At 73.8% G+C, this 22,681-nt stretch carries 20 protein-coding genes, 1 tRNA gene and 1 pseudogene; 11 read left to right on the plus strand and 11 right to left on the minus strand.

What is annotated here, in order from left to right; all coding sequences use genetic code 11:
- Positions 1 to 138 precede the first annotated feature (138 nt).
- From rho to QPK52_RS07995, 7 genes are all read right to left on the minus strand, one after another.
- Positions 139 to 2,091, minus strand: a complete 1,953-nt coding sequence (gene rho, locus QPK52_RS07965; protein WP_410536454.1) for a transcription termination factor Rho — start codon at positions 2,089 to 2,091, stop codon at positions 139 to 141.
- A 393-nt stretch (positions 2,092 to 2,484) separates the two neighbouring features.
- Entirely contained in the window at positions 2,485 to 3,411 is a 927-nt protein-coding gene (thrB, locus tag QPK52_RS07970) for a homoserine kinase (RefSeq protein WP_410536456.1), read from the minus strand.
- A gap of 347 nt (positions 3,412 to 3,758) precedes the next feature.
- Positions 3,759 to 4,838 (minus strand): threonine synthase, encoded by a 1,080-nt coding sequence (gene thrC, locus QPK52_RS07975; RefSeq protein WP_410536457.1) that lies wholly within the window; start codon positions 4,836 to 4,838, stop codon positions 3,759 to 3,761.
- Between the two features lie 47 nt (positions 4,839 to 4,885).
- The gene (locus QPK52_RS07980) at positions 4,886 to 6,187 is read right to left on the minus strand and encodes a homoserine dehydrogenase (protein WP_410536459.1); all 1,302 of its coding nucleotides are present in this window, start codon (positions 6,185 to 6,187) and stop codon (positions 4,886 to 4,888) included.
- Between the two features lie 217 nt (positions 6,188 to 6,404).
- The gene (gene lysA / locus QPK52_RS07985; protein ID WP_410536460.1) at positions 6,405 to 7,796 is read right to left on the minus strand and encodes a diaminopimelate decarboxylase; all 1,392 of its coding nucleotides are present in this window, start codon (positions 7,794 to 7,796) and stop codon (positions 6,405 to 6,407) included.
- Between the two features lie 19 nt (positions 7,797 to 7,815).
- Positions 7,816 to 8,646: a DALR anticodon-binding domain-containing protein gene (locus QPK52_RS07990; RefSeq protein ID WP_410536462.1), complete on the minus strand. Its 831-nt coding sequence runs from the start codon at positions 8,644 to 8,646 to the stop codon at positions 7,816 to 7,818.
- Between the two features lie 126 nt (positions 8,647 to 8,772).
- Positions 8,773 to 9,207 carry a response regulator gene (locus tag QPK52_RS07995; protein WP_410536464.1) on the minus strand — a complete coding sequence of 145 codons (435 nt, stop codon included), beginning with the start codon at positions 9,205 to 9,207 and terminating at the stop codon, positions 8,773 to 8,775.
- A gap of 146 nt (positions 9,208 to 9,353) precedes the next feature.
- Here QPK52_RS07995 and QPK52_RS08000 point away from each other — a divergent pair.
- A tRNA-Arg gene (locus QPK52_RS08000) sits at positions 9,354 to 9,425 on the plus strand.
- A gap of 65 nt (positions 9,426 to 9,490) precedes the next feature.
- Here the strand turns inward: QPK52_RS08000 and QPK52_RS08005 are convergent.
- Together QPK52_RS08005 and QPK52_RS08010 are read right to left on the minus strand one after the other, a co-directional pair.
- Positions 9,491 to 9,817, minus strand: coding sequence for a hypothetical protein (locus QPK52_RS08005; RefSeq protein WP_410536465.1), 327 nt, complete (start codon positions 9,815 to 9,817; stop codon positions 9,491 to 9,493).
- A 265-nt stretch (positions 9,818 to 10,082) separates the two neighbouring features.
- A complete protein-coding gene (locus tag QPK52_RS08010; protein ID WP_410536466.1) occupies positions 10,083 to 10,364 on the minus strand; it encodes a hypothetical protein in 282 nt (93 codons plus the stop codon).
- A 222-nt stretch (positions 10,365 to 10,586) separates the two neighbouring features.
- Between QPK52_RS08010 and QPK52_RS08015 the strand changes: the two genes are divergently transcribed.
- Positions 10,587 to 11,582 carry an ArsR/SmtB family transcription factor gene (locus QPK52_RS08015; RefSeq protein WP_410536468.1) on the plus strand — a complete coding sequence of 332 codons (996 nt, stop codon included), beginning with the start codon at positions 10,587 to 10,589 and terminating at the stop codon, positions 11,580 to 11,582.
- A gap of 45 nt (positions 11,583 to 11,627) precedes the next feature.
- On the opposite strand, the gene QPK52_RS08020 is transcribed toward QPK52_RS08015, so the two are convergent.
- Positions 11,628 to 12,719: a hypothetical protein gene (locus tag QPK52_RS08020; RefSeq protein ID WP_410540252.1), complete on the minus strand. Its 1,092-nt coding sequence runs from the start codon at positions 12,717 to 12,719 to the stop codon at positions 11,628 to 11,630.
- Positions 12,720 to 13,105: 386 nt separating this feature from the next.
- Between QPK52_RS08020 and QPK52_RS08025 the strand changes: the two genes are divergently transcribed.
- The 9 genes and pseudogenes from QPK52_RS08025 to QPK52_RS08065 all read left to right on the plus strand — a co-directional run bounded on the left by QPK52_RS08025 (position 13,106) and on the right by QPK52_RS08065 (position 21,397).
- Positions 13,106 to 13,942 (plus strand): M23 family metallopeptidase, encoded by an 837-nt coding sequence (locus QPK52_RS08025; protein ID WP_410536470.1) that lies wholly within the window; start codon positions 13,106 to 13,108, stop codon positions 13,940 to 13,942.
- 147 nt (positions 13,943 to 14,089) lie between these two features.
- Positions 14,090 to 14,620, plus strand: coding sequence for an NUDIX domain-containing protein (locus tag QPK52_RS08030; RefSeq protein WP_410536472.1), 531 nt, complete (start codon positions 14,090 to 14,092; stop codon positions 14,618 to 14,620).
- Between the two features lie 402 nt (positions 14,621 to 15,022).
- Positions 15,023 to 15,739, plus strand: a pseudogene (locus QPK52_RS08035) (lytic polysaccharide monooxygenase); the annotation flags it as partial.
- 485 nt (positions 15,740 to 16,224) lie between these two features.
- Positions 16,225 to 16,677: an SH3 domain-containing protein gene (locus tag QPK52_RS08040; RefSeq protein WP_410536474.1), complete on the plus strand. Its 453-nt coding sequence runs from the start codon at positions 16,225 to 16,227 to the stop codon at positions 16,675 to 16,677.
- Positions 16,678 to 16,905: 228 nt separating this feature from the next.
- Entirely contained in the window at positions 16,906 to 17,835 is a 930-nt protein-coding gene (locus QPK52_RS08045; protein WP_410536475.1) for an AurF N-oxygenase family protein, read from the plus strand.
- A gap of 93 nt (positions 17,836 to 17,928) precedes the next feature.
- Complete coding sequence (locus tag QPK52_RS08050) at positions 17,929 to 18,651, plus strand: TetR/AcrR family transcriptional regulator (RefSeq protein WP_410536476.1); 723 nt, start codon at positions 17,929 to 17,931, stop codon at positions 18,649 to 18,651.
- 10 nt (positions 18,652 to 18,661) lie between these two features.
- Complete coding sequence (locus QPK52_RS08055; RefSeq protein WP_410536478.1) at positions 18,662 to 18,955, plus strand: hypothetical protein; 294 nt, start codon at positions 18,662 to 18,664, stop codon at positions 18,953 to 18,955.
- 216 nt (positions 18,956 to 19,171) lie between these two features.
- Positions 19,172 to 20,449 (plus strand): glycoside hydrolase family 64 protein, encoded by a 1,278-nt coding sequence (locus QPK52_RS08060; protein WP_410536480.1) that lies wholly within the window; start codon positions 19,172 to 19,174, stop codon positions 20,447 to 20,449.
- Positions 20,450 to 20,653: 204 nt separating this feature from the next.
- Positions 20,654 to 21,397, plus strand: a complete 744-nt coding sequence (locus QPK52_RS08065) for a coiled-coil domain-containing protein (protein ID WP_410536482.1) — start codon at positions 20,654 to 20,656, stop codon at positions 21,395 to 21,397.
- Between the two features lie 44 nt (positions 21,398 to 21,441).
- Here QPK52_RS08065 and QPK52_RS08070 read toward each other — a convergent pair whose 3' ends face one another.
- On the minus strand, positions 21,442 to 22,680 hold the full coding sequence (locus QPK52_RS08070; RefSeq protein WP_410536484.1) for a styrene monooxygenase/indole monooxygenase family protein: 1,239 nt from the start codon (positions 22,678 to 22,680) through the stop codon (positions 21,442 to 21,444).
- Position 22,681 lies beyond the last annotated feature (1 nt).

Raw genomic sequence — 22,681 nt, forward strand, 5'->3', positions numbered from 1 at the left:
CCGGGGCGGGCCGGACGGGCGCGGCGGCGGCCGGTGGCACGGCGCCCGGCACCGCGGTGACACACGGCGAGGGCCGCCCCACCGTGTGCGGTGGGGCGGCCCTCGCCGTGCCGTGCTGCCGTGTCGTGCCGGCGCAGATCAGTCGCCGTTGCCGGGTGCCGGCGTCGTCTTCTGGATCTGCATCAGGAACTCGGCGTTCGACTTCGTCTGCTTCATCTTGTCCAGCAGCAGCTCGATGGCCTGCTGCTGGTCCAGCGCGTGCAGGACGCGCCGCAGCTTCCAGACGATGCCCAGCTCCTCGGCGCCCATCAGGATCTCCTCCTTGCGGGTGCCGGACGCGTCGACGTCCACCGCCGGGAAGATCCGCTTGTCGGCGAGCTTCCGGTCGAGCTTGAGCTCCATGTTGCCGGTGCCCTTGAACTCCTCGAAGATGACCTCGTCCATCCGCGAGCCGGTCTCGACCAGCGCGGCGGCCAGGATCGTCAGGGAGCCGCCGTCCTCGATGTTCCGCGCGGCGCCGAAGAACTTCTTCGGCGGGTAGAGCGCGGTGGAGTCGACACCACCGGACAGGATGCGGCCCGAGGCGGGGGCGGCCAGGTTGTACGCGCGGCCCAGGCGGGTGATGTTGTCCAGCAGCACCACCACGTCGTGGCCGAGCTCCACCAGCCGCTTGGCCCTCTCGATGGCCAGCTCGGCGATGGTGGTGTGGTCCTCGGCGGGGCGGTCGAAGGTCGAGGAGATGACCTCGCCCTTGACCGACCGCTGCATGTCGGTGACCTCCTCCGGCCGCTCGTCCACGAGCACGACCATCAGGTGGCACTCGGGGTTGTTGCGGGTGATGGAATTGGCGATCGACTGCAGGACCGTGGTCTTGCCCGCCTTCGGCGGGGCCACGATCAGGCCGCGCTGCCCCTTGCCGATGGGCGAGACCAGGTCGATGATCCGCGAGGTGAGGTGGTTCGGCTCGGTCTCCAGCCGCAGCCGCTCCTGCGGGTACAGCGGGGTGAGCTTGCCGAACTCGGGCCGGCCCTTGCCGCTCTCGGGCGACATGCCGTTCACCGAGTCCAGGCGGACCAGCGCGTTGAACTTCTCGCGCCGCTCGCCCTCGCGCGGCTGGCGGACCGCGCCGGTGACGTGGTCGCCCTTGCGCAGGCCGTTCTTGCGGACCTGGGCCAGGGAGACGTACACGTCGTTCGGGCCGGGCAGGTAGCCGGAGGTGCGCACGAACGCGTAGTTGTCGAGGATGTCCAGGATTCCGGCGACCGGGATCAGGACGTCGTCCTCGGAGATCTGCGGCTCGGCGGCGAAGTCGTCGCGGCCCCGGCGGCCCCGGCGGTCGCGGTAGCGGCCCCGGCGCCCGCGGCGGCCGCCCTCGAAGTCGTCGTCGCGGTCGCCGCGGCTGTCACGGTCACCGCGGTTGTCGCCGCGGCCCTGGCGGTTGCCGCCGTCCTGGCGGTTGCCGCCGTCCTGGCCCTGCTGCTGGCCGCCGTCCTTGTTGCGGCGGTCGCGGTCGCGCTGGCGGCCCTTGCCCTGACGGTCGCCGCCCTTGTCCTGCTGCTTGTCCTGCTTGCCGCCGTCGCCCCTGCCCTCGGCGGGCCTGTCCTCGGCGGTCTCGGCGGCGGCCGGGGTCTCGGCGCCCCTGCCCTCGCTCTTGCCGCCGCGGCGACGGCGCTCACCGGCGGGCTCGTCGCTGACGGGCTGGCCGGGGATGTCGATCTGCTGCTGAGCGGCCTCACCGGCGCCCTCGGCGCTCTCGCCCGTGCGCGCCTTGGAGGTCGCGCGGCGGCGCGGCTTGCTCTCGGCGGGGGCGGCCGGGGCCTCGGCAGCGGCGGCGGGGGCGGAGCCCGAGCCGTTCTCGGCCTGCTTGGCCCGGATCGTCTCGATCAGCTGGCTCTTGCGCATCCGCGCCGTGCCCTTGATACCGAGACCGGAGGCGACTTGCTGCAGTTCGGCGAGAACCATGCCCTCGAGGCCCGTGCCGGAGCGGCGACGCCTGGGGGCGGTACCGGATGCGGGCGCGGCAGGGGCGTCCGTGGCGGGCGCGGCGGCTTCGGCGGCGTCCACGCCCATCAGATCGGTGGTATCGCTCACGAAGGGTCCTTCCCTGGAGCGGGCGTCGGCCTGTCTGGCTCGGCGACCGGTTGTGCTGTCCGGCTGCGGTCTTCGTCTCGACCGGGCCGGGGCGGTGGTTCCGCCCGGATGTACGGCGGAGGAATCAGTACATAGTCAATACACGGTGTGGCGTGAGGGGATGACGTGCGTCAATCACGCCGTTCCGGAGCGAGCTCGACACTGCTCGGCAGGCTGCTCAGGCAGTTCTGGAGGCTCCCGGAAGAAGGAGTGGCCCCTTATGGGACTGTACCCATGGGATCACGGAGAGCACCGCACCGCCCTCGGGTCGTCCCAGGAGGCTGCGAGTGCAGACTTGAGGTTAACACTACCGGACCCAACAAACATTCCCCCTCTCCAAGGCCCGCATTCGTGTCACCGGCCCGTGCCGGCCAGCGGCAGCACACCGGCTCCCGCCGTGTCGAGGGACAGCCGGTTGGCCGCCCATCCGTCGCCCGCCAGTCGCGCGACCTTGTCGGCCGTGGCGTCCTGCGCCAGTGCCAGGACCGTGGGTCCGGCGCCCGAGATGACGGCGGGCACCCCGTCGGCGCGCAGCCGGTGCACCAGTTCCACGCTCTCCTCCATCGCGGGGGCGCGGTACTCCTGGTGGAGCCGGTCCTCGGTGGCGGGCAGCAGGAGTTCGGGGCGGCGGGTCAGCGCCTCGACGAGCAGGGCGGCGCGGCCCGCGTTCGCGGCGGCGTCCACGTGCGGGACGGTGCGGGGCAGCAGCCCGCGGGCGGTCTCGGTGAGCACCGGCCGGTCGGGGACGAAGACCACCGGGACGACGGTGGGGTCCGGGTCCATCCTTATCGCCCGCGCGGCGCCGCCGTCGGTCCAGGCGAGGGTGAAGCCGCCGAGCAGGCAGGCCGCCACGTTGTCGGGGTGCCCCTCTATCTCCGTGGCCAGCTCCAGCAGGGCGGTGTCGTCGAGTTTCTCGGCGCCGCCGGTGGTCACCGCGCGGGCGGCGATGATGCCCGCGCAGATGGCCGCGGAGGAGGAGCCCAGGCCGCGGCCGTGCGGGATGCGGTTGGCGCAGACGACCTCCAGGCCGCGCGGCTGGCCGCCCAGCAGGTCGAAGGCCGTGCGCAGGGAGCGTACGAGCAGGTGGCTCTCGTCGCGGGGCAGGGTGTCGGCGCCCTCGCCGGCGATGTCGATGTGCAGTCCGGAGTCGGCGACGCGGACCACGACGTCGTCGTACAGCCCGAGGGCCAGACCGAGGGCGTCGAAGCCGGGACCGAGGTTTGCGCTGGTGGCGGGGGTGCGCACCCGGACGGCGGCGGCGCGGAACGCGGGACCGGCCATCGCTCGTTGACTCTCCTTGGTGTGACTGTCCTGGGGGACTGCGGGGACTGTGCTGCTCGGATGCTCGGTCGGATGTGCGGGCGGACGCCGGTCCGGTGCGGGTCGCGGACGCGCTGCGCGACGTCCTGGGCAACCGCGGCTGGGAGCCGGACCGGTCCACTGACCTCTGGCACATGCCGTGTGACAGGTCGGGACGTACTCCCACCCTATCGAAGGACGGTTCGGTGGCGGTACAGGGCGTACGGGAGGCGCACGATGCGTGTCGCGCGCCGCCGGTGCGCCCCCGTGCCGGGCGCGTGCCCACCAGGGGCCGCGCCCGGCGCGGGGGCGTCACACCCCCCGCGCCCTCACACCAGGCCGAGGCGCTCGGCCGCGGCGTCCGCGTCGACGGGGACGACGGTCGGCTGGGGAGCGCCCTGCACGGCCCAGTCCGGGTCCTTCAGCCCGTTGCCCGTGACGGTGCAGACGATCCGCTGGCCGGGGTCGACCTTCCCCTGCTCGGCCGCCTTGAGCAGGCCGGCGACCGAGGCGGCCGAGGCCGGCTCGACGAAGACGCCCTCCTGTGCGGCCAGCAGCCGGTAGGCGGACAGGATCTGACGGTCGGTCACCTCGTCGATGAGGCCGCCGGACTCGTCGCGGGCCGCCTCCGCGTACTCCCAGGAGGCCGGGTTGCCGATGCGGATGGCGGTGGCGATGGTGCGCGGGTCCTTGACCGGCTCGCCCCGCACGATGGGCGCCGAGCCGGATGCCTGGAAGCCCCACATGCGCGGTGTGCGGGAGGCGTGGACCCCGCCGTCGGGGCCGGGCGCGGCGTACTCCCGGTAGCCCCTCCAGTAGGCGGTGATGTTGCCCGCGTTGCCGACCGGCAGGACATGGATGTCGGGGGCGTCGCCGAGCATGTCGACGACCTCGAACGCGGCGGTCTTCTGGCCCTCGATCCGCACCGGGTTGACCGAGTTGACCAGCGCCACCGGGTAGTTGTCCGACAGCCCGCGCGCCAGGGTCAGGCAGTCGTCGAAGTTGCCGTCGACCTGGAGGATGCGGGCGCCGTGCACCAGCGCCTGGCCCATCTTGCCCATCGCGATCTTGCCCTGCGGCACCAGCACCGCGCAGACCATCCCCGCGCGCACCGCGTAGGCGGCGGCCGAGGCGGAGGTGTTGCCGGTGGAGGCGCAGATGACGGCCTTCGCGCCCTCCTCCTTCGCACGGCTGATGGCCATCGTCATCCCGCGGTCCTTGAAGGATCCGGTGGGGTTGGCGCCCTCGACCTTGAGGTGGACCTCGCAGCCGGTGCGCTCGGAGAGCACCTGTGCCGGCACGAGCGGAGTACCGCCCTCGCGCAGGGTGACGACGGGGGTGTCGTCGGTGACCGGAAGCCGGTCGCGGTACTCCTCGATGATGCCCCGCCACTGGTGGGTGCCGGACATTCGAGGAGTACTGGTGCCAGGACTGGCGGTGGTGGCGGTCATCTCTCTCATTCCCCTTCGACCCGCATGGTGCTCGCGACACCCCGTACGGTGTCCAGTCTGCGCAGCGCCTCGACGGTCGCCGACAGCGCCGCGTCGGAGGCACGGTGGGTGACGACGACCAGCGACGCACCGTCGCCGGGGCCGTCCATGCCCTGCTGGCGCACGGTGTCGATGGAGACCCCGTGCTCGGCGAAGACGGTGGCGCACTGGGCGAGGACGCCCGGTTTGTCGGCGACGTCCAGGCTGATGTGGTAGCGGGTGACCACCTCGCCCATCGGGCTCACCGGGAGCTGGGCGTAGGCGGACTCCCCCGGCCCGCGGGCGCCGGCCAGCCTGTTGCGGCAGACGGCGACCAGATCGCCCAGCACCGCCGAGGCGGTGGGCGCGCCCCCCGCGCCGGGCCCGTAGAACATCAGCTGACCGGCGGCCTCCGCCTCGACGAAGACCGCGTTGTACGCCTCGCGGACGGAGGCGAGCGGGTGGGTCAGCGGGATCATCGCCGGGTGGACTCGGGCGGTGACCGACCGCCCGTCGGCGGCGCGCTCGCAGATGGCCAGCAGCTTGACCGTGCAGCCCATGCGCCGCGCGGAGGCGATGTCGGCGGCGGTGACCTCGGTCAGCCCCTCGCGGTGCACGTCGTCCAGGCGGACACGGGTGTGGAAGGCGATACCGGCCAGGATCGCGGCCTTGGCGGCGGCGTCGAAGCCCTCGACGTCGGCGGTCGGGTTGGCCTCGGCGTATCCCAGGGCGGTGGCCTCGTCCAGCGCCTCGGAGTACCCGGCGCCGGTGGAGTCCATCCGGTCGAGGATGAAGTTGGTGGTGCCGTTGACGATGCCCAGGACGCGGTTGACCTTGTCGCCGGCCAGGGACTCGCGCAGCGGGCGCACCAGCGGGATCGCGGCCGCGGCGGCGGCCTCGTAGTAGAGGTCCACCCCGTGTTTCTCGGCCGCCTCGTGGAGGGCCGGGCCGTCCTCGGCCAGCAGCGCCTTGTTCGCGGTGACCACACTGGCGCCGTGCTCGAAGGCGGTGTTGATCAGGGTGCGGGCCGGCTCGATGCCGCCGATGACCTCGATGACCACGTCGATGTCCTCGCGGGCGGCCAGGGCGGCGGCGTCGGTGGTGACCAGCTCGGGCGCTATGCCCTCGCGGACCCTCCCGGGGCGGCGGACGGCGACCCCGGCCAGTTCGACCGGGGCCCCGATCCGGGCGGCGAGGTCCTCCGCGTGCGTCGTCATGATGCGCGCCACCTCTGAGCCGACGACCCCACAGCCCAGCAGCGCCACCTTCAGCGGACGCGTACGCATCATCAGACCTCGCTTCTTCACAGTCCTGTGGACTCAAGTCTCACGCACGGGTGGCCGGATCCCCCGCCACATCCAGCATGCGAGACGTCGTCCTCTCCTTTTGAGACGACCCGGTCAGGGCCGCCGTCCGGACGGCCGGTCTCCGTCCGGCCGTCCGGTACCGCCCGGCGTCGGCCGGCATCGGCCTGCGCCGGGCGGTGCCGGCCTGCGTCGGCCGGCCTCAGCCGACGTCCAGGCCGAGCAGGTCCTCCTCCGTCTCGCGCCGCACGATCACCCTGGCCCTCCCGCCCGAGACCGCCACCACCGGCGGCCGCAGGGCGTGGTTGTAGTTGCTCGCCATGGACCGGCAGTAAGCGCCGGTGGCCGGGACGGCGAGCAGGTCGCCGGGGGCCAGGTCGGCGGGGAGGAAGGCGTCGCGCACCACGATGTCGCCGCTCTCGCAGTGCTTGCCGACCACGCGCGAGAGCATCGGCGCGGCGTCGGAGGTGCGGGAGACCAGCGCCACGGAGTACTCGGCGTCGTACAGCGCGGTGCGGATGTTGTCGGACATGCCGCCGTCCACGCTGACGTAGGTGCGCAGGCTCTGCAGCTCCTTGACGGTGCCCACCTCGTAGAGGGTGAACGTCGTCGGGCCGGCGATGGCCCGGCCCGGCTCCACCGAGAGCCGCGGCACGGCCAGCCCGGCGGCCCGGCACTCGTGGGCGACGATCTCGTGCAGCGACTTGGCGATCTCGTGGGGCTCGCGCGGGTCGTCGTCGGGGGTGTAGGCGATGCCCAGACCTCCGCCGAGGTCGATCTCGGGCAGCTCCACCCCGTGCTCGTCGCGGACCTCGGTCAGCAGCTGCACCACGCGGCGCGCGGCGACCTCGAAGCCGGCCATGTCGAAGATCTGCGAGCCGATGTGGGAGTGGATGCCCACCAGCTCCAGGCTGTCCAGCTTCAGCACCCGCCGCACCGCCTCGGCGGCCTGCCCGTCGGCGAGCGCGAGCCCGAACTTCTGGTCCTCGTGGGCGGTGGCGATGAACTCGTGGGTGTGCGCCTCCACGCCCACCGTCACCCGGATCTGCACCCGCTGGCGCCTGCCGAGCCGCTCGGCGATGTGCGCGACGCGGGCGATCTCCTGGAAGGAGTCCAGCACGATCCGGCCGACCCCGGCCTCCACGGCCCGCTCGATCTCGGCGGTGGACTTGTTGTTGCCGTGCAGCGCGATGCGCTCGGCGGGCATCCCGCCGGCGAGCGCGGTGGCCAGCTCGCCACCGGAGCAGACGTCGAGGTTGAGGCCCTCCTCGGTCAGCCAGCGCACCACCGCGCGGCACAGGAACGCCTTCCCGGCGTAGAACACGTCGGCCTCGTCGCCGAATGCCTCGCGCCAGGCCCGGCAGCGGGCCCGGAAGTCGTCCTCGTCCAGGACGTAGGCCGGGGTGCCGAACTCCTCGGCCAGCGCGACGACGTCCAGCCCTCCGACGGTGGTCACCCCCCGCTCGTCGCGGGCGACGGTACGGGCCCACACGCGCGGGTCGAGGGCGTTGAGGTCGGCGGGCGGCGGGGTGTAGTGGCCCTCGGGCAGGACGTCGGCGTGGCGGGGCCCGGCGGGGTGTGCGGAACGGCTCATGATCGCTTCGTGATCTCCATCACAGATGTACGGGTGCGGTGACGCCCAGTCGGGACAGGCCGCCGGCCAGCACCGCCCCGGCGGCCTGGGCGAGGGCCAGCCGGGCCCGGTGGGCGGCCAGGGGTTTCCGCTCTCCGGCGGGCAGCACGGACCCGTGTATGCCGAGGAGGCCGTCGGCGACCGTTCCCAGGTGGCGGGCGAGCCGGCCGGGGTCTCCCAGCGCGGCGATCCGCTCGTACTCGGCCAGCGCACCCAGCAGGTCCGCCTCGCGCGGCGCGTCGTAGGCGTACCCGCCGGCCCCCGCCTCGGGGGCGAAGCCCAGGGCGCGCGCCCCGCGCAGCAGCGCCCGGGAGCGGGCGTGGGCGTACTGGACGAGGAAGAGGGGGTTGGACTCGCGCTGCTCCAGCAGCCCGGGACCGGGCTCCTCACCGGTGGCGGCGGCCCAGTTGCGGATGTCGCGGGCGGGGTCGGTGCGCTCCGCCGCCGCGTACCCCCCGCAGCGCGCCGCCAGGGCCCCCACCAGTTCCGCGCGGGCCCCGCCCGCCACGGTGATGTTGAGGAACCCGGGACCGGCGACCGCCACCTCGGCGATGCCCTCCTCGCGCGCCAGCCGCTCCCGCAGGACCTCGGCGACGCCCCGGGCGGGCCGCCCGGTGACGGCGGCCAGCCGCAGCGCGGCGTTGGTGGCGTAGTCCCCGCAGCCAGGCCGCGGCGGACGCCCCACGGTGATCCGCTCCGGCAGCCCGTCCAGCGCCTCCAGCGCGCCCGGGGACAGCTCGCCCAGCGCGCCGTCGCCGGCCGCGCGGCGCACGGTGCGCAGCACGGTGCGCGAGAGCTGGGCGGGAGTCACGCGTCAAGGGTATGGGAGAGGGGGTGGAGGTGCGCGAACGCGTTCCGAAGGATGACACGCACCTCACACCGGTCCGTGCCCACCGCCCCGTCCCGCGGGCTCATCCCGCCCGCCCCGGCCGCCGTGTCACCCCGGCTGCCGTACGACGGGCTCCGTCCCGCACGCCCCGCCGTCACCGCGCCCGCCGGCGGCCAGCCGCCGCACCGTCCGCACCAGTTCCACCGGCTCGAACGGCTTGGCCACGAACGCGTCCACCGCCGCCGCCCGCACCTGCTCGCTCCCCAGCTCCGACCGCGTACAGGCGCTGACGATCGCCAGGGGGATGCCGCGCGTCCGCTCGTCGGCGCGCAGCCGCTCGGCGGTCCGCAGGCCGTCGAGCCGGGGCATGGCCACATCGAGCGTGATCACATCGGGCCGCACCCGCTCCACGATCTCCAGGCACTCGGCACCATCGGCCGCGGTCACGACCTCGAAGCCTTCGAGTTCGAGGTTGACCCTGATCAGCTGCCGGATGACCTTGCTGTCGTCCACCACAAGGACCCGGCCGGACACGCCAGGCACACCCCAGAGACTAGGCCCACACCTCCGCCTGCGTCCGGCTTTCGCCCTTTTCCGCCCGCCCGGCACCGGCGAACCCTGTCCGATCCACCCCCGGGAAGCTGGTAGTGTTCTACCCGTCGCCGCGATCAACCGACCGCCGCCGACAGGCCCCCGTAGCTCAGGGGATAGAGCAACGGCCTCCGGAGCCGTGTGCGCAGGTTCGAATCCTGCCGGGGGCACCTCGCAGAAGGTGCCGAAACGCCCCGCCATCAGCCAGAAAGCTGGATGCGGGGCGTTGTCGTCGTCACTCCCCGCCGGGCCCGGTCGGCTCGACGGCGGTGGGGACGAGGACCACCTGCTGGAAGGTCCAGCAGTCGCCGGACTCGGTGGCGATCTCCGCGCCGCAGTCGGCGCAGGCCAGGTTGGGCCCGTCATGGCCGTCGGGGCCGCAGCAGCCGTTGCGCCGCCCCTTGCCGTGGATCGGCCGCAGATCCCGGACGTCCGCCGGGGAGAGCACGATGCTGTTCCGCGGGCCGCCCGGAACCAGGACCCTGCCCCCGGCCTCGTCCGGCGACTCCACCCATGGCGCCCCCGCGGGCTCGGGGTCCACGGCGAACGTTCCGGGCGCCATACGTGGCGGGCACTCCTCCCCGTCCTCCATCTCGTACGGGGCCCGGGCATCGTCGGGATCCGGAAGAGGCACCTCGCGGACCGGGCGCGTCACCTCTGCCCGGCACTTCGCACAGCGGAAGACCATCACCGGCTCATCGTCACCCCCCTCGGCCACCCGAGCCACCGAATACCTCCCGGGCCGGCCGTCTTCTTCGTCCGGTGACCCGGCAACCTCGTCGGGGTCCATCTGCCCGCCAACGCGGCGCGCTGCCGGGGATGGGTCTTCAGACAGCGTCGCGGGCCTCGGTGAGCAGCCGCTGCACCTCCAGTACCGCATCGCGCAGGCGTCCCGGCCGTACGCCCTCACGCGCCAGCCACTCGTCCAGGCGGGGCCGCAGGTGGCGGACCATCGCCGGGCCGTGCCGCCGCAGCACCGAGCGGTAGACCGAGATCTCCTCCTGGATCTCCCGGCGGAGGTCGTCGGTCCAGCCCTGTTCCGTGTCCGCCGGGCCCAGAGGGGCCTTGAGGGCGGCCACGGCCTCACCGAGTGACGCGAGCAGGTCCATGGGTCCTCCGAGGGGTGCGGGGAGAGGCGTCCCGGCGCGGCGGGACGGGCCTCGGGGCGGGCGGGGCGTCGTCGTGTGCGTCGATCGGCACCGGGCAAGGATGCCATCCGCCTCGGACAGGTGCGTGGTCGCGCGGGGCCGTTCAACTCGGTTCGGCGGTGGGAAGGTTCCCGCTGGAATCGGCCCGGCCCGGCGGGGCCGCGACCTCGACGGGATGTGCCCATGTTGCGTGTGCGCTTCGACAGCGGGGAGTTGGCCCGGTTGCGGGTGGCGCGGCGGACCGACCCGCTGTGGGAGGCCGTCCTGAGCCTGCACCTGCTGCAGAACCGGCAGGCCGCGCTCGTCTTCGACCCCTGGCGGCAGGAGGTGCGCGCGGCGCTGGAGCGGCACCGGATGCTCCCGGCGGTCCGGGAGCTGATGCGGCTGTGCCCGCCCGCCCCGTACTTCCCCGACTTCCTCACCCCCGGCCGCGGTGAGGACGACGTGGACGCGGCCCTGGACCGGGTGCTGGCCACGCCCCGGCGGCGGCTGGCCGACGAGCTGGCGCGGGTGTACGTGCGCGGTCCGGTGCCGCGGAGCGTGCGGTGGGTGGCCGAGGGCGGGGCGGAGGCGCTGCGGTGGCTGGGAGACGCCCTGCGCCGCTACCACGACGTGGCGGTGGCACCGTATCTGGCGGCCATCCGGGCGCGGGCCGCGGCCGACCGCGCCCGGCGGGGCGAGGCCGCCCTGGCGGGGGGCGCGGAGGCGCTGCTGGCGAGCTACGCCGCACCCGAGGGGTGGGAGTACGGCGGGCGCACGCTGCGGGCGCCCTATCCGCTGGAGCGTGAACTGCGCCTGGAGGGAAGGGCGTTGACGCTGATGCCCGGCTTCTTCTGCGTCCGTACCCCGCTGGTGCTGGTGGACGACTCGCTGCCTCCGGTCCTGGTGCACCCGCTCTCCCCCGCACCCGGCTGGCTGACCCGGCTGCGGCAGGACGAGGCGGCTCCACCGGTGGCGCAGCTGATCGGCGGTACGCGCTCGCGGGTGCTGGAGTTGCTGGAGGAGCCGGTGACGACCACCGCCCTGGCGGCGCGTACGGGTCTGGCGCCGTCGACGGTGAGCCACCATGTGGCGGTACTGCGGGACGCGGGGCTGGTCGTCTCGCGGCGGGACGGGATGCGGGTGCTGCACCGCCGCACCCCGCTCGGCACGGCCCTGCTGGACGGACCCGTCCCCTGAGCCGGGCGTTCGCAGGGTGACACGCGGGGACGGGTCCGCGCGGGCCTACGGGCAGTCGGGGACGCCGGGGATCCTGTTGTCCGGGGTGTCGGCGTAGATGTTGGTCATGTAGCCGCCGTACTGGGGCAGGTAGGCCCACCAGTCGTTGGTGTAGGGCGGCACGGAGACCGTCTGGCCGCGCTTCTGGCAGCCGACCAGGACGTCGACGCCGGCGGGCAGGGTGGTCACCACGGAGGAGCCGGTGGTGGGCCCGGTGCGGACGCGGACGCCGGAGCCCCAGGTGCCGACCCAGGTGCCCGCCGGGCGCCGGGCTCCGGGGACGTCGAGCGAGCCGACCAGCTCGGTGAGCCGGGAGTAGGCGGTGCCGTACGGGGTTCCGTCGGGGTGGAGGGTGAGGACGGCCACGATGGCGCGGTCGTCGCCGCCGACCGTGCCCGTGGAGTGCAGGGCCTCGCTCACCAGGTCCAGCTCCCCCGCCGGGGCGGGGGCGGCGGGGGCGGCGGAGGCCTTGGCGGCCGGGGTGTCGGCGGTGCAGCCGCCGGAGGCGAAGCCGGACCAGCCCTGCTTGATCGCCCAGGGCCGCTCGAAGGCGGAGGCGATGCCGGAGTACTGGTCGTAGTCGTCGCTCGCGCAGCGGGTGGCCTGCCGCAGGTTGCCCATGACGAAGTCGCGTACGGGCACGGGTGCGGCGTCGAGGACGTGGCGGTAGATCCGTACGGTGTCCGCGGCGGTGGTGGCGGTGTAGCCCCAGTAGCCGGGGTGGGTGGAGGGCGGCGGGGCGGTGCCGGTGAGGGCGAGCCGGGAGACCATCCGGTTCACGATCGCACCGCCTCCCCGGGTGGACCAGTAGTGGCTCGCGGCGGAGTCGTCGCTGCTGCGCAGCATGGCCGTCAGGCGGGTGCGGTCGGCGTCCGGGAGGGCGTCCGGGCCGCGGTCCCACAGCAGGTCCAGCACGATGAGCAGCTTCATCACGGAGGCGGAGCGGAAGCGCAGGTCCGCGTTGATCCGCTCGGTGAAGGCGCCGGTGCCGCGGTCGAAGACGGCGACGCCCGCGGTTACCCCGGCCGGGATGCGGGCCTGCGGCCCCGGTCCGTTCCGGGCGGCCGACGCGGGGGCGGCCAGGCCCGTGCCGAGCATCCCCAGGGCGAGCAGGAGGACGGCGAGCGGGGTCCGTACGCGGCGCGGGGCGGCGGTACGCCGCCGGACCGCCCTCCGCGGTGCGGGCGGGGGCTCGGTCGGGGGGTGTGCGTGCATCGTGTGCCGACTCCTCGGGGCCGCAGGGGAAAGGAGGAAGGGGAGGGGGGAGGGGGGAGGGGTGGGAGGAGGCCGCGGTCGCGGCGGGCGAGCGGCCATCGTGGGGGCCGGATGCCGTCGGGGGCAAGGCATTCAAGCTGGTTCGAAAGGCTCCCGCCGCCCGTTGTGAGGGGGCGCCGGTCCGGTTACGTTCCCACCACCGCGCAGCCGGCGGCCGGCGCGTTCCGCGGGCCGCGGTCCCCCACCCTCACACCACGAGGAGCCACCGCATGTCTTCGCGATCCCCCATACCCTCCCCCTCGCGGCGCCGGCCGTTCGGGCGGCTCCTGGCCGTGCTGGCCGGGGCGCTGGCCGTGCTGGCCGGGACGCTCGCCGCGACTCCGGCCGCGGCGGCGGAGGCCGGCACGATGGCCGCCCCCAACTTCAAGGCCCCCTACGCCTGCGGCCAGAGATGGACCTACAGCCACCACTCCGCGGAGGTGCGCCGCGCGCTGGACTTCGTGCGCGCCGACGGCGGCTCCACCGCGGGCGCCCCCGTCCTGGCCTCGGCGGCGGGCACCGCGACCCGGCACTACCAGGCCGGTGGCGCGGGCAACTACATCGTCATCGACCACGGCGGCGGCTGGAAGACGTACTACTTCCACCTGGCGTCCTTCTCCGTGGCGAGCGGCGCCTGGGTCGGGCAGGGGCAGCAGATCGGCACCACCGGCAGCACCGGCAACTCCTCCGGCGCCCACATCCACTACGAGCAGCTCTACAACGGCGTCGGGCAGAACATCCGCATCAACGGCTCGGCCCTGGCCTACCCCGGCAGCTACCACCAGTACTACCTCACCAGCGACAACGGCTGCGGCGGCGGGAGCAGCTTCATGACCTGGGGCTCGGGCGTACGCGTCCGGGCCGACGCCTACCTCTCCTCGGCCGTGGTGACCACCCTGGCCGGTCCCACCCGGGTCACGGTCGTCTGCCAGAAGCAGGGCGACACCGTCAACGCCGAGGGCTACACCAACAACTGGTGGAGCAAGCTCCGCGACCAGGGCGGTTTCATCTCCAACATCTACATCGACCACCCCGACGCCAAGCTGCCGGGCGTGCCGAACTGCTGACGCGCGGCGCGAGCGGACGCCGAGGGGGCCCGGCCGTGCGGCCGGGCCCCCTCGCGTCCCCGCTCCGTCCGGCCATCAGGTTGGATGAACGGGAGCGCCGCCAAGCCGCCGGCGGGCGGCCTTACACGGAAGAGGGGCAGTCCGCACATGGGATTCACGCCAGGCCGCCGCATCACCCACTGCCCGTACTGCGGGACGCCCTACCCGGACGGCGCCGGGTGGCCCAGGGACTGCGCGGGCTGCGGCGAGACGAGCTGGGCCAACCCCCTGCCCGTCGCGGTCGCGCTCCAGCCCGTCGCCACCGCCGGGGGCGGCCGGGGCCTGGTGGTGGTGCGGCGGGACATCGAGCCCTTCCGCGGTGAACTGGCTCTGCCCGGCGGTTACATGGAGCTGGGCGAGAGCTGGCGGCAGGCGGCCGTGCGCGAACTGTGGGAGGAGACCGGGCTCGAGGCCGCGGCGGAGGGCGTGACGCTTCTCGACGTCCACAACGGGGGCACCAGCCTTCTCGTCTTCGGCCTGCTGCCCGAGCGGGACGCCGCATCCCTTCCCCCCTCGGCGCCCACGGCCGAGGCCACGGAGTGGCTGGTGCTGGAGGAGCCGGCCGAGCTGGCCTTCCCGGCGCACACCGAGGTGATGCGCGCGTACCTCACGGGAGAGGCCGCCGGTCCGGGCGCATAGGAGCGGTGCGCCTCCGGGCCCCGGCACGGGCCGGGAGCGGCACGGCGGCACGGAGCGGTCCCACGGGCCGGCGCCGGGGGCGGTATCGGGGACGGCACCCGGGACACGGCATCGGAAAGCCCGTTTCGAGGCGGTTTGCCTCCCGATCGCGCGGGACTTTCGAAGCGATGTCGCGAGGAGGCGTTTACGAGCGCTTCATACGGCGATACCTTGAAGCAATGGGAGCGCTCCCAGCGGCGGGTCGCGGACGACCCCACACCTTCCGGCCGACCGACGCCGAGGGGAGCGCCTCCAGGTATGGATGCACACCCGGCGGCGGGTCGCGGCCGGTCCGGCCCGCCGGCGCGGGCAGGACCGGCGGCCGCCCGCCGACGCGGAAGACTCCGAAGGAGACCCCCCACCATGGCTGTTCAGCACACCGCCCGGCGCAGGACGCCGGCCCGCTCCCCCCGCTCCTTAGCCCTCCTCGGGGCTGCCCTGTTCGGCCTCGTCATGGCCTCCGCACCCACCCCGGCGACGGCGCACGGCGCGACCATGATGCCGGGCTCGCGCACCTACCTCTGCTACCAGGACCTGGTCAGGAGCGGGCACCAGATGCCGTCCAACCCGGCCTGCGCGGCCTCGGTCCGGGAGGACGGGACCACCGGGCTGTACAACTGGTTCGCCGTGCTCGACTCCAACGGCGGCGGACGCACCACGGGCTACATCCCGGACGGCAAGCTGTGCAGCGGCGGCGACCGGGGACCGTTCGACTTCTCCTCGTACAACGCCGCCCGCAGCGACTGGCCGAAGACGCACCTCACCTCCGGCGCCAACATCCGGATCAAGCACAGCAACTGGGCGCACCACCCGGGACGCTTCGACGTCTACCTCACCAAGCAGGGCTGGTCCCCGAACAAGGCCCTGGCCTGGGGTGACCTGGAGAAGATCAACACCGTGACCAACCCGCCGCAGTCGGGCAGCGTCGGCTCCGAGAGCGGCCACTACTACTGGAACGTCCAGCTGCCGCAGCGTTCCGGCCAGCACATCATGTACATCCACTGGACCCGCTCCGACAGCCAGGAGAACTTCTACTCCTGCTCCGACGTCGTCTTCGACGGCGGCAACGGCAATGTGACGTGGTGACCGGAAGGCGCTCCGCCCCAGGGACGCGCTGACCTCACAGGGCCCCGCCGGATTCGCCCGGCGGGGCCCTTCCGTGTGCGCACGGCCGGAGGGGACCGCCGGGGGCGCACGCGGAAGGACCCCGCGGATTCGGCCGGTCCGGCGACCCGCGCCTCCGGACGGGCACTCACCTCCCCGCCGTGGCGCGGCAGGGCCGTCCGGGCGGTGGGGCGGGCCGCTGACCTGCGATGGAGTGCCGGCGCTCTCACCCGTGCGGTGCAGCCGGGCGGGAAGTGCCTCCGGGCGGCCGCAAGGGCTCTGAGCTGGGCTTTAGCCGACTTGACTACCGAACGTGATGGATTGCGTGCACATATGTGCCGATTTAACGTGAATTGCGCGTGGTAGTGATCGGCTCATCACGGGCCGTGACGCAGTCCATGTGTCCTTTCCCCGGGCCCGGTCCCGCACCGGGCCCTCCCCTCCCAGGAGGTTTCTCCACAATGGTCAAGTCGAAGCTCAGCAAGCTCGCCCTGGTCGCCGCCGGTGGCGCCGTCGCACTCGCCACCGCCGCCGGGCCCGCCTTCGCCGAGCCGCCCGCCCCCTCCGCCGACCTCGGCCGGCAGAGCGTCGAGGCCCCGCGCGCCGGTGCCGAGACGCGCAACCCGGAGATGGCGCCGGAGTCGATGGACGACAGGCGTCACCACACCTACAAGGGCCAGGTCATCGCCCGCTCCGGCCTGAACGTCCGCAGCCACCCCAACACCCGCAGCCGGGTTCTGGCGACCCTGCCCTACGGCAAGGTCATCCACATCGAGTGCAAGGTGAACAGCCAGAACGTCGACGGCAACCCGCGCTGGTACAAGCTGGACCGCAAGCACCACCACCACGACGGCTGGGTCTCCGCCCGCTACGTGAAGAACATCGGCCCGGCCCCGCACTACTGCCACCGCTGACGGCCGCGGCCCAACCACCGGCGCCCGTCCGCGTCGCCTTCCCGGCGGCGCGGGCGGGCGCCGCCGCGCGCGGACCGCCCCGGGGGCGGAAAGCCCCGCGGCGGGCGGGGCGCCGGAGCGCGTCCCGCCCGGTCGTGCACAGGGGATTGACGGGCTTGCTGACGAGCGGTCTCATAAGAGGCGAGTCAGGTGTGACCGTCAGTAACTCGACAGTGAGGTGGCCGTGCGATGACGACCGCGACCGATGCCGGACGGCTCCGGGACGCCCTCGGGCCGCTCAGGGACCGCGAACAGGTGGCCGAGCGCCTGCTCGAGTCGTCGGCCAAGCACTCCTTCGACCCCGACCGGGAGCTGGACTGGGACGCGCCCTTCGAGGAGGGCAAGTGGTTCTGGCCGCCGGAGCTGGTCTCCCTCTACGACACCCCGCTGTGGAGGCGGATGTCCCAGGAGCAGCGCATGGACCTCGCCCGCCGCGAGGCCGCCTCGCTCGCCTCGCTCGGCGTCTGGTTCGAGATCATCCTCATCCAGCTGCTGGTGCGCCACATCTACGACAAGCCCATGGACAGCTCGCACGTGCGCTACGCCCTCACCGAGATCGAGGACGAGTGCCGGCACTCCAAGATGTTCACCCGCTTCATCTCCAGGGCGGGTGTGCGGCCGTACCCGGTCCCGCGGTTCCACCACAACCTGGCCCGGGTCCTCAAGACCGTCTCCACCACGCCCGGTTCGTTCACCGCGACCCTGCTGGGCGAGGAGGTCCTGGACTGGATGCAGCGGCTGACGTTCCCCGACGAGCGGGTCCAGCCGCTGGTGCGCGGCATCACCCGCATCCATGTCGTCGAGGAGGCCCGGCACGTGCGCTACGCGCGCGAGGAGCTGCGCCGCCAGATGGTGAGCTGCCCACGCTGGGAGGCGGAGCTGACCAGGATCAGCTCCGGCCAGGCGGCCCGGGTGATGTCCTCGTCCTTCGTCAACCCGCAGGTCTACACCGATGTCGGGCTCGACCGCCGCGAGGCGGTCGCCCAGGTGAGGGCCAGCGGCCACCGCCGTGAGGTGATGCAGGCGGGCGCGAGGCGGCTGACGGAGTTCCTGGACGAGATCGGGGTGCTGCGCGGGGCCGGCCGCAGGCTGTGGCGGAGTTCCGGGCTGCTGGCGTAGGGCGGGGCGGGCGGCGTCACGGACGGCGGTACGGACGGCGGTGCCGGCCGTGCGGGCGGGACGGAGGCGGCCGGCGGCGGTTACCCTGCCCGCATGACCGCCCCGGCATACCGCAGGCTCACCGTGGAGGAGCGGCGCGACCAGCTCATCGGCACCGCGCTGGTCCTCTTCGCGCACCGCGCCCCCGAGGACGTCTCGCTCGACGACGTCGCCGCGGCGGCCGGCGTCTCGCGCCCCCTGGTCTACCGCTACTTCCCCGGCGGCAAGCAGCAGTTGTACGAGGCCGCCCTGGGCAGCGCGGCCGACGAGCTGCGGCGGTGCTTCGCCGAGCCGCAGAGCGGTCCGCTCAGCCGCCGGCTGTCGCGGGCGCTGGACCGCTACCTCGCCTTCGTCGACGGGCACGACGCGGGGTTCGCCGCCCTGCTGAGGGGCGGCAGCGTCGCCGAGACGTCCCGCACGGACGCGATCGTGGACGGGGTGCGGCGGGCCGCGGCCGAGCAGATCCTGCTGCACCTGAAGGTGGAGCCGGCACTGGAGCCGGGCCCGCGGCTGCGGATGGCGGTCCGCACCTGGATCGCCGCGGTGGAGGCCGCCTCGCTGATCTGGCTCGACGAGGGCAAGCAGCCGCCGCTGCCGCAGTTGCGCGACTGGCTGGTGGACCACTTCCTCGCCCTGCTCGCCGCCACCGCCGCCGGCGACCCGCGGACGGCGGAGATCGCCCGTGCCGCGCTGGCGCTGGAGCGGCCGGACGGACCGGCGGGCCGGCTGGTCCGGCAGGTGGCCCCGGTGGTCGGCGACGCCCTCCACCTGCTGTGACACTGGAGCGGTGAGAAGCGAGGAGACGGCGTTCACCGGCGGGCCGATGGACGGGCGGGTGCTGCCCGTCCTGCTCGGCCCCACGGGACGTCCGCCGAAGTACTACGAGATCCCCGTCCCCGACCCGGCGGGCGGCCGGCCCGTCGTCCACGTCTACCGCCTGGAGGCGGTCTCCGGTGGCGGGAGGTGGTCGGTGCTGCCGCGCGGCTGGCGGTACGTCCACCAGCCGGAGGGCAGGCCGCGGCGCGGACCGAGGTGGCCGTGGAGCCGGCCGGGCGGACGGCGCCTGTCCGGCGGCCGGTGAGCCCGGAGGAATGCGGGCTCAACTCGCCCTGGGATTTCAGGAATTGCAAGAGAACCTTAAATGAGAGCGCTCTCAAGCAAAAGTCTTGACCTTTGAACGCGCTCTCAGCACAGTGGCTCCATCCGGCCTTCCTCCCGCCCCTCCGGGCGGCGGCCGGACGCACGGCCCTGCATGTCGTGCTCATGCCAGTACCACGTCCGTCAGGAGATCCCCACCGTGGTGTCACGCAGAAGGTTCCTCGGCCTGTCCGCCGCAGCCGTCTCGGCTCCCGTCATCGGGTACGCCGCCACGTCCTCGGGCTTCGCCGCCGGCCCGCCCGCCCGTACGGCCGCCGCCGTCCCGACCGTGCGGTTCGCCAACGAGACCGGCCAGTCCACCGCGTTCGCCTACGTCCACGCCGATGTGCCCGGCGGCGGGCAGGGCTTCCTCAACCCCTCCACCGGCCGTCTGGACCCGATCCCCAACCCGGCCGAGCGGATGCACGACCTGAGCGGCTTCCTCGAATCCCACCGGATCCCGTTCGACCGGGACATCCCCCTCAACGACCACCTCACCGGCGGCCGGGCGTACGTGTCCCTCGGGCAGAGCGTCTCCTTCTTCGCCAACCCCAACGCGGGCGGCGCCGCCGGCGCCCTCGTCCAGCCGTCGGCCGCCAACCCCGCCGACGCCTCGTACCGCACCGCCTGGGACTACTGCGAGTTCACCTACAACCCGAGCGGGATCTGGGGGAACATCACCTGCGTGGACGGCGTCGCCCTCCCCATCTCCCTGACCCTCACCCCCGGCAGCGGGCAGGTGCAGCACGTCGGCGGCATGCCCGCCGGCGGGACCGCGGCGCTGGCCGAGCGGCTGCGGGGGGCCGGCGGCGACTGGGGCAGGTGCGCGCTGTACGACGGCGACCGGCTGGTGCGGGTCTCCAGCCCGGCCAAGCTCCCGGGCCTGGGCACGGAGGTGTTCGCCGGGCACTACCGGTCCTACGTCGACGAGGTGTGGCACGCCTACCGCGCCGACGGCGGCCGGGACCTGCGGATCGCCCTGGGCGACGTCTGGCCGGGGAGGACCGTCACCGGCCGGACCCACGGCGACCGGCTGGTCTTCGAGGGCATCACGGACGGCTCCCCCGCCTCTTTCGCCAAGCCGGGGACGGCCGGCACCACCGCCGAGGCCGACATCTTCGGCTGCGACGGCACCCTCCACGGGATCAACGCCACCCAGCAGGGGCGCATCGCCGCCGTGCTGGGCGCCGCGCTGTGCCGTACCACTCTGCTGAGCAACCCCTCCCAGCCCGACGCGACCTCCGCGGAGTTCTACACCCACGGCCCCCGGTACGAGTACGCGCGGGCCGTGCACGAGCTGGCGGCCGACGGCCGCGGCTACGCCTTCCCCTACGACGACGTCACACCCACCGAGGAGAGCGATCTGGCGGGTGCGGTGATGTACACCGAGCGGCCCGATGACTGGGCGCTGGCCATCACCGTCAAGCGGCCCGTCTGAGGCAGCCCTCCGAGGCACCGGCCGGTGTCCGGCCGCCGTTCCCCGCGGAAGTACGCGGTGTTTCACAGCGGTCCGCGGTGTCTTACGGCGTTTGCCGTAACCGGGACACCGGTCCGGAGGCCGGCCCGGGCCCCGCGTGCCACGATCGCCGCAGGAGCCCCGCGGGGAGGACCGCGGGGCGGTGCGGAGCGCGGAGGTGAGCCGGTGTCGAGGGTGCGGGTCCGTCTGGTGCGGGCGGTGGTCGCGGCGGTGACCGGTGCCGCGGTCGCCGCCGGGCCGGGGACGGTCGCCGCCGCGGCCCCGTCGCCCCCTCCCTCCCCCGCCCCTCCCCCGTTCCCTCCGGCGGCTCCGGAGGGTACGGGCCCGGCGGACGGGGCGTTCGGGGATGCCGGGGCGGGCGGCGGCGTGCCCGTCAGCGAACTGCTGACCCGGTTGCGGGACCTGTACCGGCGGGCCGAGGACGCCGGCGAGGCGCACGGAGCCGTCCAGCGGGAGGTGGCCGAGCGGCGCGGGAAGGTCGACCGGCTCCAGCGCGAGCTGGCCGGCACCCGCGTACGGCTGGCAGAGGCCCGCGACGAGACCGGGCGGCTGGCCCGGCAGCACTACCGGGGCGCCTCCGGCGTGCTTCCGCCCTCTCTCCGGCTGCTGTTCGGCCGCGACGAGCGGGAGGTGCGGACGGTGCTGGAGCACGGGCGGGCGGTGGAGCGGGTGCTCGGCGACCGGGCCGCCGCGGCGGCCCGGCTGGCGTCCGAGGAGCGGCGGCTGGACCGGCTCGCGACCCGGGCGCGCGGCGCCCTGGACCGGCAGCTCGCGCTCGCCGCGGACAGCGGGCGCCGGCGGGACGAGGCCGGGCGGCGGCTGGCGGAGGTGGAGCGGGCGCTCGCCTCGCTCGGCGACGGCGAACTGGCCGTGCTGCGCCGTGCGGAGGCGGCGCAGCACGGCTGGTGAGATCTACGGCCGGCGGGACGCGCGCGGCCGTCGGGAGGGACGGCTCAGGCCGAGGCCAGGCTCGCCAGGTACGCCTGCGCCTTCTCCGGGTCGAAGAACCAGTTCTCCAGGTCGGACGGGTCGCTGAAGGCGTTGGCGAAGCGGTCCGCCAGCTCCTGGTGCTCCATGCCCGCGCCGATCAGCTGCAGCACGTGCTCCGGCGGCGGCGCCAGCAGCCCGTTCGACCACTTGGTGACGTGCCGGGCCGTGTCCTCCCAGAAGCGCTCGAACGCGGCCTGCATCCACTCCTCGTCGAACGGCTCGTCACCGCGCTCCAGGATGGCGGCCAGGTAGGAGGCGGCGCACTTGGACGCGGTGTTGGAGCCCTGGCCGGTGATCGGGTCGTTGGCCACCACCACGTCCGCCACGCCCAGCACCGCGCCGCCCGAGGGGAGGCGGCCGACCGGCTTGCGGACGGTCGGCGCGTAGCGGCCGGCGAGCGTGCCGCCCGCGTCGGTCAGCTCGGCCTTGCGGGCCCGGTCGTACTCCCACGGGGTGAAGCGCTTCATCAGCTCCAGCGTGAGGTCGAAGTGCTCGGCGGGGTCCTTGACGCCCTGGAAGACGTCCAGCGGGCCGCCGGGGACCCCCTCCCAGAACAGGATGTCGCAGGCGCCGGAGACGGTGTATCCGGGGATCATGAACAGCTCGCCGACGCCCGGCACCAGGTTGAAGCGCACCGCCAGCATCTCGGGGTGCTCCGGGCGCCGCTCCAGGCCGTGCACGTAGGACACCGCCAGGGCGCGCTGCGGCTTGTCGTACGGCGAGCGCGAGGCGTCGCGCTCGAACATCGTCACCAGCTCGCCCTTGCCCGCCGCGACGAGCACCAGGTCGTAGGTGCGGGCGAAGAAGTCCAGGTCGGAGACGGTCGCGCCGTGGATGACGAGCTGGCCGCCGCGCTGGGCGAAGGTCTCCAGCCAGCCGGCCATCTTCACGCGCTGGTCGATCGACTGCGCGTAGGAGTCCAGACGGCCCACCCAGTCGATGACGCGGGACCCGTCGGGGCCGACGACCGAGACGCCCAGGCCCTCGGTGCGCGGGCTCTGGTCCTCCCAGAAGTTGATCTCCAGATCGCGCTCGTGCTGGAGGGCCTGGTCGAACATGCACTGGGTGGACATGACCCGGCCGCCGCGGATCTCGTCCGCCGTACGGTTCGACATCACGGTGACCTCGTAGCCGTGCGACTGGAGGCCGAGCGCGAGCTGGAGGCCGGACTGGCCGGCTCCGACGATGAGTATCTTCCGCATG

It is taken from the genome of Streptomyces sp. KL2, assembly GCF_046529545.1.
In the GTDB taxonomy this organism is placed as follows: Bacteria; Actinomycetota; Actinomycetes; order Streptomycetales; family Streptomycetaceae; genus Streptomyces; species Streptomyces radiopugnans.

Excerpts from the sequence above, each read along its gene's own strand:
- thrB (WP_410536456.1), bottom strand. The coding sequence starts at position 3,411 with ATGGCCGGTCCCGCGTTCCGCGCCGCCGCCGTCCGGGTGCGCACCCCC.
- thrC (WP_410536457.1), bottom strand. The coding sequence starts at position 4,838 with ATGTCCGGCACCCACCAGTGGCGGGGCATCATCGAGGAGTACCGCGAC.
- QPK52_RS07980 (WP_410536459.1), bottom strand. The coding sequence starts at position 6,187 with ATGATGCGTACGCGTCCGCTGAAGGTGGCGCTGCTGGGCTGTGGGGTC.
- lysA (WP_410536460.1), bottom strand. The coding sequence starts at position 7,796 with ATGAGCCGTTCCGCACACCCCGCCGGGCCCCGCCACGCCGACGTCCTG.
- QPK52_RS08005 (WP_410536465.1), bottom strand. The coding sequence starts at position 9,817 with ATGGCGCCCGGAACGTTCGCCGTGGACCCCGAGCCCGCGGGGGCGCCA.
- QPK52_RS08010 (WP_410536466.1), bottom strand. The coding sequence starts at position 10,364 with ATGGACCTGCTCGCGTCACTCGGTGAGGCCGTGGCCGCCCTCAAGGCC.
- QPK52_RS08015 (WP_410536468.1), top strand. The coding sequence starts at position 10,587 with ATGTTGCGTGTGCGCTTCGACAGCGGGGAGTTGGCCCGGTTGCGGGTG.
- QPK52_RS08020 (WP_410540252.1), bottom strand. The coding sequence starts at position 12,719 with ATGCTCGGCACGGGCCTGGCCGCCCCCGCGTCGGCCGCCCGGAACGGA.
- QPK52_RS08025 (WP_410536470.1), top strand. The coding sequence starts at position 13,106 with ATGTCTTCGCGATCCCCCATACCCTCCCCCTCGCGGCGCCGGCCGTTC.
- QPK52_RS08030 (WP_410536472.1), top strand. The coding sequence starts at position 14,090 with ATGGGATTCACGCCAGGCCGCCGCATCACCCACTGCCCGTACTGCGGG.
- QPK52_RS08040 (WP_410536474.1), top strand. The coding sequence starts at position 16,225 with ATGGTCAAGTCGAAGCTCAGCAAGCTCGCCCTGGTCGCCGCCGGTGGC.
- QPK52_RS08045 (WP_410536475.1), top strand. The coding sequence starts at position 16,906 with ATGACGACCGCGACCGATGCCGGACGGCTCCGGGACGCCCTCGGGCCG.
- QPK52_RS08050 (WP_410536476.1), top strand. The coding sequence starts at position 17,929 with ATGACCGCCCCGGCATACCGCAGGCTCACCGTGGAGGAGCGGCGCGAC.
- QPK52_RS08070 (WP_410536484.1), bottom strand. The coding sequence starts at position 22,680 with ATGCGGAAGATACTCATCGTCGGAGCCGGCCAGTCCGGCCTCCAGCTC.